The sequence below is a fragment of the Pseudomonas sp. B40(2017) genome, from assembly GCF_002112855.1.
GTDB lineage: Bacteria > Pseudomonadota > Gammaproteobacteria > Pseudomonadales > Pseudomonadaceae > Aquipseudomonas > Aquipseudomonas pharyngis.
In genome coordinates, this window is record NZ_NEIT01000004.1 from 720,032 (window position 1) to 727,762 (window position 7,731).

General features: G+C 59.2%; 8 protein-coding genes. 4 read left to right on the forward strand and 4 right to left on the reverse strand.

The genetic code is table 11. The annotated features are described in order from the left end of the window. The first annotated feature begins 82 nt into the window (after window positions 1–82). The 3 genes from CAF76_RS14075 to CAF76_RS14085 all read left to right on the forward strand — a co-directional run bounded on the left by CAF76_RS14075 (window position 83) and on the right by CAF76_RS14085 (window position 3,934). On the forward strand, window positions 83–697 hold the full coding sequence (locus tag CAF76_RS14075; RefSeq protein WP_085647607.1) for a LysE family translocator: 615 nt from the start codon (window positions 83–85) through the stop codon (window positions 695–697). A gap of 206 nt (window positions 698–903) precedes the next feature. Beyond that, window positions 904–2,070: an aminotransferase class V-fold PLP-dependent enzyme gene (locus CAF76_RS14080; RefSeq protein ID WP_085647608.1), complete on the forward strand. Its 1,167-nt coding sequence runs from the start codon at window positions 904–906 to the stop codon at window positions 2,068–2,070. A 55-nt stretch (window positions 2,071–2,125) separates the two neighbouring features. After that, on the forward strand, window positions 2,126–3,934 hold the full coding sequence (locus CAF76_RS14085; RefSeq protein ID WP_085647609.1) for an aminopeptidase P family protein: 1,809 nt from the start codon (window positions 2,126–2,128) through the stop codon (window positions 3,932–3,934). An 89-nt stretch (window positions 3,935–4,023) separates the two neighbouring features. Here the strand turns inward: CAF76_RS14085 and CAF76_RS14090 are convergent, their stop codons facing one another. Both CAF76_RS14090 and CAF76_RS14095 read right to left on the reverse strand, forming a co-directional pair. Next, a complete protein-coding gene (locus CAF76_RS14090; protein ID WP_085647610.1) occupies window positions 4,024–4,614 on the reverse strand; it encodes a 2-hydroxychromene-2-carboxylate isomerase in 591 nt (196 codons plus the stop codon). 33 nt (window positions 4,615–4,647) lie between these two features. Beyond that, the gene (locus CAF76_RS14095) at window positions 4,648–5,376 is read right to left on the reverse strand and encodes an SDR family oxidoreductase (protein WP_085647611.1); all 729 of its coding nucleotides are present in this window, start codon (window positions 5,374–5,376) and stop codon (window positions 4,648–4,650) included. Between the two features lie 90 nt (window positions 5,377–5,466). On the opposite strand from CAF76_RS14095, the gene CAF76_RS14100 reads away from it, so the two are divergent. Next, entirely contained in the window at window positions 5,467–6,036 is a 570-nt protein-coding gene (locus tag CAF76_RS14100; RefSeq protein ID WP_064598187.1) for a TetR/AcrR family transcriptional regulator, read from the forward strand. Window positions 6,037–6,046: 10 nt separating this feature from the next. On the opposite strand, the gene CAF76_RS14105 is transcribed toward CAF76_RS14100, so the two are convergent. Together CAF76_RS14105 and rhtA are read right to left on the reverse strand one after the other, a co-directional pair. After that, the gene (locus CAF76_RS14105; protein ID WP_064598185.1) at window positions 6,047–6,328 is read right to left on the reverse strand and encodes a hypothetical protein; all 282 of its coding nucleotides are present in this window, start codon (window positions 6,326–6,328) and stop codon (window positions 6,047–6,049) included. 168 nt (window positions 6,329–6,496) lie between these two features. Next, the gene (rhtA, locus tag CAF76_RS14110) at window positions 6,497–7,384 is read right to left on the reverse strand and encodes a threonine/homoserine exporter RhtA (RefSeq protein ID WP_085647612.1); all 888 of its coding nucleotides are present in this window, start codon (window positions 7,382–7,384) and stop codon (window positions 6,497–6,499) included. Between the last annotated feature and the right edge of the window lie 347 nt (window positions 7,385–7,731).

Here is a 7,731-nt window from a genome sequence, read left to right on the forward strand (position 1 = left end):
AAGTTTTGCCCAACTGTCCGTGGGTTTGCGCGGCGCCGTGGGATAGGGTCAACACCTGAATGACCCTGACGGACTGCCTGCCATGACCCTCTCGCTCGACCTGTTGCTGGGCTTCGCCCTGTTTGCCCTTGTCACCTCGGTCACACCGGGGCCGAACAACACCATGTTGCTGGCATCGGGCGTGAACTTCGGTTTCAACCGCACCATCCCTCATATGCTTGGCATTACCTGCGGCTTCTTCGTGCTGGTGGTGGCGGTGGGTTTTGGCCTGGGCGCGGTATTCCAGACCTATCCGCTGCTTTATACGATCCTGCGTTATGTCGGCGCGGCGTACTTGCTGTACCTGGCATGGAAAATCGCTCACTCCGGCCCGGTCGGCGACAGCGAGCAGGGCGAGGCGAAACCGATCAGCTATCTCGGCGCGGCAGCCTTCCAGTGGGTCAACCCCAAGGCGTGGATCATGGCCATTGGTGCCATCAGCACCTACACGCCGATGCAGGGCTATTTCACCAACGTGATCGTGATTGCGGCGGTGTTCGCCATCATCAACCTGCCGAGCGTCGGCGTCTGGGCGGCGTGCGGGACCTTGCTGCGCAACGTGCTCAAGGATCGCCGCTGGTTGCGGCTGTTCAACTGGGGCATGGCGGCGCTGCTGGTGATTTCGCTGTATCCGTTACTCCTTGAAAGCTTTAGCTGACGCAGCGCTACAACCGCCGGCCCGATGCCTGTTAAAGTCGCGTTCAGGAGCGTTCCTACGCACTTTTAAATGAAGTTGTTCTTCTTTAACGGCCTCCGATCAGGTATTGATGACGCTCTCGAACCCGGACGCAGCTCACAAGGCTGCGTCGTGCCGTTTGCAGACACGAGCCTCCTGATCCCGGAACACGCTCTGCGAGTCTTTTTATGAACACACGTCCGCTGTATTTCGATTACGCCGCCACCACCCCGGTGGACGAGCGGGTCATCCAGGTGATGATCGAGTGTCTGGGTTTCAACGGTAATTTCGGCAACCCGGCTTCCAGTTCCCACGCCTTCGGCCAGCAGGCCCGGCAAACGGTCGAGAACGCTCGCCGGCAAGTCGCCGAACTGGTCGGCGCCCAGGCGCAGCAGATCGTCTGGACCTCCGGCGCCACCGAATCCAACAACCTTGCACTGAAAGGCGTGGCCCAGGCCCGTGGTATGTCCGGCGGGCACATCATCACCAGTCAGATCGAACACAAGGCCATCCTCGATACCGCCCGGCAATTGCAGGATGCCGGTGTCGCCGTGACCTATCTGGTGCCCGACGCCGAAGGCCTGATCACCGCGCAAGCGGTCAGCGAAGCGATGCGTGAAGACACCTTTCTGGTGTCGCTGATGCTGGTCAACAACGAACTCGGTACCGTCAACGACATCCCGGCCATCGGCGAAGTGGTGCGTGGGCGCGGGGCGTTGTTCCACGTCGATGCGGCCCAGGGCGCCGGCAAGGTCGTGATCGATCTGGCGCAATGGCCGGTGGATCTGATGTCGTTCTCGGCGCACAAGCTCTACGGCCCCAAAGGCATCGGTGCGCTGTATGTCGGCCCGCGTGCGCAGCAGCGCTTGCAGGCGCAGATTCACGGTGGCGGGCACGAGGGCGGCTTGCGTTCCGGTACGCTGGCCACTCACCAGATCGCTGCCATGGGCTCGGCATTTGCCTTGGCCGCCGAAGCTTTCGATGACGAGAAGAAAACCATCGTCGCGCTGCGCGAGCGACTGCTCGAACAACTCTTGAACTTGCCCGGCGTGCGCCTTAACGGCAGCAACACCCAACGTATCCCGCACACCTTGAGCCTGACCTTCAGCGAAGGCGAGTTCAACCCGGTGGCGCTGAGCCATTCGATCGCGTTTTCCGCGACTTCGGCCTGCAATTCCGCCAGCAACGCGCCGTCCCACGTCTTGCTGGCATTGGGGCATGACGCGCACCTGGCCGGCCGTACCATTCGCCTGAGCCTCGGCCGTTTCACCACCGCCGAGGACATCGACAAGGCTGTAGAACTGATCAAGACCGCCTGCGCCAGTGCTCCGGCATTCTGGGCGACAGGACTTTAACCAGCCGACCTGACGGCTACGAACAATAACGATGCAGTGATTGGCAGGAGACATGATGAGTACCCAGACTTTGACCGAAGGAACGGTTCCCCAGCGCCTCGCGCACACCCGTGAATTGATGCGTCGCGAAGGTATCCATGCGTTGCTGGTGCCGTCCGCCGACCCGCACCTGTCGGAATACTTGCCGGGTTACTGGCAGGGCCGGCAATGGCTGTCGGGTTTCCATGGCTCGGTCGGCACGTTGATTGTCACCACCGATTTCGCCGGGGTCTGGGCCGATAGCCGTTACTGGGAACAGGCGACCAAGGAACTCAAGGGCAGCGGTATCGAACTGGTGAAACTGCAACCGGGTCAGCCGAGCCCGCTGGACTGGCTGGCTGAGCAGACGCCGGAAGGTGGCGTGGTTGCGGTCGACGGCGCGGTGATGGCCGTCGCGTCGGCGCGTACGCTGGGCAGCAAGCTAGAAGCACGGGGCGCCAGTCTGCGTACCGACATCGACTTGTTGAAGGAAGTCTGGAGTGATCGCCCGGCGCTGCCGAACGCGCCGATCTACCAGCACCTGCCACCGCAGGCGACTGTCAGCCGTGGCGAGAAACTCGGCAAACTGCGCGAGACTTTGCAGGAACGCGGTGCCGACTGGCACTTCATTGCCACCCTCGACGATATCGCCTGGCTGTTCAACCTGCGCGGCGGCGATGTGTCGTTCAACCCGGTATTCGTTTCCTTCGCGCTGATCAGCCAGCAACAAGCCACGCTTTTTGTGGCACTGAGCAAGGTCGATGCTGAGCTGCGCGCAGTGCTGGAAAAAGACGGCGTGGCCCTGCGCGATTACAGCGAAGTCGCTGACGCCTTGCGGGCGATCCCGAGTGGCGCGAGCCTGCTGGTGGATCCGGCGCGGGTCACCAGCGGTCTGCTGGATAACCTCGACACTGGCGTGAAACTGGTCGAAGGCCTGAACCCGACCACACTGGCCAAGTCGCAGAAGAGCCTGGCGGACGCCGCACACATCCGTCAGGCGATGGAGCAGGACGGCGCGGCGCTGTGCGAGTTTTTCACCTGGCTGGATTCGGCCTGGGGTCGTGAGCGCATTACCGAACTGACCATCGACGAAAAACTTACCGCCGCCCGGGAGCGTCGCCCGGATTATGTGTCGCTGAGTTTCAACACCATCGCTGCGTTCAACGCCAATGGTGCGATGCCGCACTACCACGCCACTCCGGAAGAACACGCGGTGATCGAGGGTGACGGCTTGCTGCTGATTGATTCCGGTGGCCAATACCTGGGCGGTACCACCGACATTACGCGGATGGTGGCGGTCGGTACGCCGAGTGAAGAGCAGAAACGTGACTGCACTCGGGTGTTGAAGGGCGTGATCGCCTTGTCCCGCGCGCATTTCCCGAAAGGCATTCTGTCGCCGTTACTGGATGCGATTGCCCGTGCGCCGATCTGGGCCGAAAACGTGGACTACGGTCACGGCACCGGTCACGGCGTGGGCTACTTCCTCAACGTGCATGAAGGTCCGCAGGTGATCGCCTATCAGGCGGCGCCGGCGCCACAAACCGCTATGCAGCCTGGAATGATCACCTCCATCGAGCCGGGCACTTATCGTCCGGGCCGCTGGGGTGTGCGGATCGAGAACCTGGCGATGAACGTTGAAGCGGGAAGCAGTGAGTTCGGCGAATTCCTCAAGTTCGAAACCCTGACCCTGTGCCCGATCGACACTCGCTGCCTGGAGCCCTCGTTGCTGACGCAGGAAGAGAAGCAGTGGTTCAACGCCTATCACGCCGAAGTGCGCGAGCGCCTGAGCCCGTTGCTTGATGGCGCGGCGCTGGATTGGTTGAACACCCGTACTGCCGCTATTTAACAGGTTGAAGCTCGGGCGCTGCGGCCAGCGCCTGGGTCATGAAGTCGACAAACGCGTTGACCCAGGCGGACTGGTGTGGTTGTGGAGATTTAGCGCAGGGCTTCCACAACGAAGTCGAGCCGGTCCTGACCGAAGAACAACTGGTTGTCGATGAACATGCTCGGCGCACCGAAGACGCCACGCTTCACGGCGGTTTCGGTGTTGTCCTTGAGCGCAGCCTTGACCGCTTCATCGTTGGTCAACGCCAGTACTTCTTCAGGATTGAAGCCATGTTCGGTCAGCACGGCGGCAACTGTTGCCGGCTCATCGAGGGGGCGGCCTTCAACCCACAGCGCTTTGAACAGGCAATCGATGAATGCCAGGAAGCGATCAGGATGACGCAGTTGAATGCCGGTGACCGCGCGCATCAACATCAGGGTATTGATCGGGAAATGCGGGTTGAATTTCAGGAGCACGCCGTAGCGTTTGGCGTAGCGGTCCAGGTCCTGAAACATGTAACGACCCTTGGCCGGGATCATTGCCGGCGACGCGTTGCCGGTGGCTTTGAAGACGCCGCCCAGCAATAACGGAATGTAGATCAACTGGCTGCCGGTTTCAGCGCAGATTTTCGGCAGTTGGGTATACGCCAGGTAGGTGGCGGGGCTGCCGAGATCAAAATAGAACTCCACGGTTTTGCTCATGTTCGCTGCACTCTGTTTTTGTTCTTGGTGGGATTACCAGCGTTCGTTCCACGGGCGCAGATCCAGCTCGAACGTCCAGGCGTCCCGTGGCTGGCTATGCAGATACCAGTAGTTCTCGGCAATGTGTTCGGGGTCGAGGATACCGTCCTGATCTTTGGTGGCATATTTGTCAGGGAAGTTGTCGCGGATGAAATCGGTATCGATGGCACCGTCGACCACAACGTGGGCGACATGAATGTTCATCGGGCCGAGCTCTCTGGCCATGCTTTGTGCCAGAGCCCGGATACCGTGCTTGGCTCCCGCGAATGCGGCAAAACCCGAGGCGCCCCGCAGGCCAGCGGTGGCACCCGTAAACAGGATCGTGCCGCGACGGCGGGTCACCATCCGTTTGGCGACTTCCCGGGCATTGAGAAACCCGGAGAAACAGGCCATCTCCCAGATCTTGAAATACTTGCGAGCGGTTTCTTCAAGAATGCTGCAGGGCACGTTGGCGCCGATGTTGAAAACGAATGCTTCAATCGGTCCGAGGCGGGTTTCGATATCTTCAATCAGCGCAATTACGTCTTCTTCCTTGCGCGCATCGCAGGCAAAACCGTGGGCTTCACCGCCGTCCATATGAATGGCTTCCACCAAGGGCTGTAATTTGTCGGCGCTGCGCCGCGTGACGCAAGCGATGAAACCTTCTTTGGCAAACCGCCTAGCAATGGCGCCGCCCGTGGCGTCACCTGCGCCGACAACCAACACGACCTTCTTGTTATTCATGGGTGGATCCCTTTAGTAAACGATCGTTAAGTTAACGAACGTTATGCTAGGATTTGCTCAGCGTCAAGGCACTCAATGTGAGGACAGAACATGCGGTATTCCGCCGGTCATAAGCTGGAAACCAAAGAAAAGCTCCTGCAAAGCAGCTCGTTGTCTGCGAAAAAAAATGGGTTTTCATCAATGGGCGTCGATGGTCTGATGAAGGCGATCGGCCTGAGTGGGGCGGCGTTTTACAGCCACTTCTCGTCCAAGGATGCTCTGTTCGCGGCTATCGTCGAGCGCGAGTTATGCCAGAGTCTGGAGCGGTTGGGCGGGCAGGGTGCACAGGATCGCGAACGGCTGGAGCGGTGCCTGAAGCTGTATCTGAAAATGGCTCATGTCGAGCAGCCTGAACTGGGCTGTGCATTACCGGCTCTGGGCGCCGAGATTGCGCGGTCGGACGTCGTTGTGCGGGAACAGGCTGAGCTGTGGATTTGCAAGCTTCAGGAGAGTTGGGCGCAAATTCTGGAAAGTGACAGCCTGGCCTGGGCAATTCTGTCGCAATGCGTCGGGGCACTGGTGGTGGCGCGTATGCTGGCGTCGCCCAGGATTCAGCAGCGGGTGCTGGATTCCTGTCGTGAAGAGATCGGGATCCAGCTCGCCGCTTCGCGAACGCAGTAGGGGCGATGATTTATTTGCAGATGACGATCATGCTGCGGCTGGTATAGCCGGCGGGGTTGAGGCCAAAGGGATAATCACCTGGCTCTTCTACGGTGTCGCCAGATTTTGCAATGACCTTGTAGCCCTTCGGCGCGCAAGAGTTCGCGGCGCTGGCGTAGCACTTGTCCCAAGAGGAGGACAACCCCGAACAGTTGATGTGCAGCCCTTTCTTGCCGTGTTTTACGTGGGTCTTCGACGTCGCCGCGCAGCCCGCAACGGCGAGTATGGCGATCAGTATCAAAATTCGTTTCATTACCGTCCTTATGGCCGCCTCGAGTCTGACGCTCGGGTCTGCCTGTATGCGCTCTCGCTTGAAGCGTTCCGATATCCCTATCCGAAAAAATCCATGTCTGGCATTGGGTTGCGAGGCTAAACATGGCCTAAATGAACGCCAATTGCCAGACCTTCGTAAAATCCTCTTTCAATCTGCCGCGATGGCGGGTTTAGAGGTGCTACCCATCGTCATGGTTGCTCCTACGGAGGCCAGAATAATGCACAGGATCGCCATCCATTGTGACAAAGAGAGGTATTCCTGAAGGAAAAGCAGACCCGAGAGTGCGCCGAAGGCCGGTTCGATGCTCATAAGCGTGCCAAAGGTGCGGGCGGGCATGCGGGTGAGGGCGACCATTTCCAGTGTGTAGGGGAGAGCTGTGGAAAGGATCGCGACCCCGATAGCGATGGGGATCAATGCGGGTGTCAGCAGTGCGCCGCCGGCGTGGACGATGCCTATGGGGGCGACGAACAGGGCTGCGATCATCACACCAAGTGCCGCAGTGGTCACGCCGTTATCTGCGCCGGCCTTCTGGCCAAACAGGATATACAACGCCCAGCACGCGCCGGCTCCCAGCGCATAACCTGCACCGACCAGATCGATACCCGTTGCCGTGGCGCCGGTCGGTATCAACAGCAACAAGCCGATGGCAGCCAGGGCAATCCAGAGAAAGTCGATCGCGCGACGCGAGGCATAGATAGCGACTGCCAGCGGACCCGTGAACTCCAGCGCGACTGCGATGCCGAGCGGAACGGTGCGCAACGACATATAGAAAAGGAAGTTCATGCCGCCTAGTGCCATCCCGTAGATAATCACTGTGCGCAGTGATTTGGCTGTCAGCTTCGCTCTCCAGGGTTTGAGCAATAACAGCATGATCACGCTGGCGAAGATCAGGCGTAGGGTAGTAGTACCTTGGGCTCCAACGATAGGGAACATGCTTTTGGCCAGCGAAGCGCCGGACTGGATTGATGCCATGGCTATTAATAGCAGGCCAACCGGGAACAGAGTTGAGGCAAGGCTGCGAGGTTGATCGTTCATTGCGTGGCATCATCCGAAGAGTAGCTGTTGTATTGGGCAATATATTGCGCACTCGCCAAGCCCCCGTCTATAAAGAAGCGGTCTTTTTCATTCTCTTGATAGAAAACTCAAATTAATGGTTGACGGCAGATTCTGAGTCTCTATAATTCGCCCCACTTCCGGCGCAGTCGAAACGGAAAACTCCTTGAGATTCAATGAGTTAAGTAGGTTTCGATAGTGGGTCGCTTCAGTTCATCGAAGCCTGGAAGGAGTTGGAAATGCCGGTTTCTGGTGCTTTCAACGGTTCGATCTTCTCGGTCGAAAGCGGAGAAAAAGAGGTGTTGACAGCAGCGTGTAACGCTGTAGAA

Bases quoted from the DNA above. Each gene is read 5' to 3' on its own strand.
- CAF76_RS14075 (WP_085647607.1), top strand. From the start codon at position 83: ATGACCCTCTCGCTCGACCTGTTGCTGGGCTTCGCCCTGTTTGCCCTT.
- CAF76_RS14080 (WP_085647608.1), top strand. From the start codon at position 904: ATGAACACACGTCCGCTGTATTTCGATTACGCCGCCACCACCCCGGTG.
- rhtA (WP_085647612.1), bottom strand. From the start codon at position 7,384: ATGAACGATCAACCTCGCAGCCTTGCCTCAACTCTGTTCCCGGTTGGC.
- CAF76_RS14095 (WP_085647611.1), bottom strand. From the start codon at position 5,376: ATGAATAACAAGAAGGTCGTGTTGGTTGTCGGCGCAGGTGACGCCACG.
- CAF76_RS14100 (WP_064598187.1), top strand. From the start codon at position 5,467: ATGCGGTATTCCGCCGGTCATAAGCTGGAAACCAAAGAAAAGCTCCTG.
- CAF76_RS14090 (WP_085647610.1), bottom strand. From the start codon at position 4,614: ATGAGCAAAACCGTGGAGTTCTATTTTGATCTCGGCAGCCCCGCCACC.
- CAF76_RS14105 (WP_064598185.1), bottom strand. From the start codon at position 6,328: ATGAAACGAATTTTGATACTGATCGCCATACTCGCCGTTGCGGGCTGC.
- CAF76_RS14085 (WP_085647609.1), top strand. From the start codon at position 2,126: ATGAGTACCCAGACTTTGACCGAAGGAACGGTTCCCCAGCGCCTCGCG.